2 protein-coding genes are annotated in these 1,530 nt (G+C 72.7%); one reads left to right on the top strand and one right to left on the bottom strand.

Features of this window, described 5'->3' with window-relative positions; translation table 11 throughout:
- A partial coding sequence (locus AB0O00_RS38980) for a helix-turn-helix domain-containing protein (protein WP_363659412.1) occupies positions 1–268 on the bottom strand: 268 nt, incomplete at its 3' end.
- Positions 269–349: 81 nt separating this feature from the next.
- Here AB0O00_RS38980 and AB0O00_RS38975 point away from each other — a divergent pair.
- Positions 350–1,530 (top strand): MFS transporter (locus AB0O00_RS38975; protein ID WP_363659411.1); only part of this gene is annotated, 1,181 nt, incomplete at its 3' end.

Here is a 1,530-nt window from a genome sequence, read left to right as displayed (position 1 = left end):
CGCGTTGCAGCATGAGCCGGCCGAGCTGGTGCATGCAGCGCTCGCCGACGGCCGCGATCAGGTCCTCGTGGTCGGCGAAGTGGCGGTAGGCGGCGTTGTGGGACACCCCGGCGGCCCGGCTGGCCGCCCTCAGCACCACCGCGTCCGGCCCGCCGGTGCGGGCGAGCGCGACGCCGGCCTCGATCAGGGCTTCCCGAAGTCCGCCGTGGTGGTAGCCCCGCCGGAGCGGCGGCTCGGCGGCACTGGGGGCAGCTTTTTCGGATTCCATGTTGACATTGTCCACTTTGAGTGGAATTGTCGCAAATGTGCCCACTGTCAACATGCTGCTCCGGCAGTACGGAGGCACCCCATGTCCCCCACAACTCCCCGCCTGTCCGCCCGTCGGCGCGGCGCCGTCCTCTTCGCCGTCTGCCTGGCGGCCTTCGCGATCAACCTCGACACGACGATCGTCAACGTCGCGCTCCCCGACCTCAGCCGTCAGCTGCACGCCACCACGCGCGACCTGCAGTGGATCGTGGACGGCTACAACCTGGCCTTCGCCGCCCTCGTCCTGACCGCCGGCTCCCTCGGCGACCGCTTCGGGCGCAGGCCCGCCCTGCTCCTGGGCCTCGGCTCCTTCGCCCTCGCCAGTGCGCTCGGCGCGACGGCCGGCGGCCCGGGCGCCCTGATCGTCCTGCGCGTGCTGATGGGCGCGAGCGCCGCCGTCATCTTCCCGACCACGCTGTCGGTGATCACCAACACCTTCCCGGAGCGCCGTGAGCGGGCCAAGGCCGTCGGCCTGTGGGGCGCGGTCACCGGCCTCGGCGTCGCCGTCGGACCGGTCTGCGGCGGGCTGCTGCTCGCCCACTTCGCGTGGCCGTCCGTGTTCCTGGCACTCGTCCCCGTCGCGCTGCTCGCCCTCGTGGCCGCGTGGGTGTGGGTGCCGGAGTCCAGCGCCCCGGCCGAGGCCCGGCTGGACCCCGCCGGTCTCGTGCTGTCCTCCGGCGCGATCGGCACCCTGGTCTACACGATCATCGAGGCCCCCGTGCGCGGCTGGACGGCCCCCGCGACCATCGCCGGGTTCGCCGTCGCAGCCGCCCTGGCCGCGGCCTTCGTCGTCGTCGAGCGCGCCCGCCCCAAGCCCATGATCGACGTGAACCTGTTCCGCACGCCCGCCTTCGCCGCCGCCAGTGGGTGCGTCACCGTCGCGTTCTTCGCGCTCTTCGGCTTCATCTTCCTGGTCACGCAGTACTTCCAGTTCATCCGCGGCTACGGCACCCTGTCGACCGGGGTGCGGATCCTGCCGGTCGCCGCGACCCTCGCCCTCGGCTCGGTCGTGGGCGTCGCGCTCGCCACCCGCACCGGCACCCGCGCTGTCGTGACGGGCGGGCTCCTGCTGCTGGCGTCCTCGTTCGGGTGGATCGCGGCCTCGCCGACGTTCTCCTCCTACGCCGGCGTCGTCGGGCAGATGGTCCTCATGGGCTTCGGCCTCGGTCTGACCACGGCACCCGCCACCGAGTCGATCCACAGCGTCCAGACCCCCGCGAAGGC

The sequence above is a fragment of the Kitasatospora sp. NPDC093558 genome (assembly GCF_040683475.1).
Taxonomy (GTDB): Bacteria; Actinomycetota; Actinomycetes; order Streptomycetales; family Streptomycetaceae; genus Kitasatospora.
The sequence above is the reverse complement of the archived record's forward strand: the minus strand, read 5'-3'. Positions and strand labels throughout refer to the sequence as shown.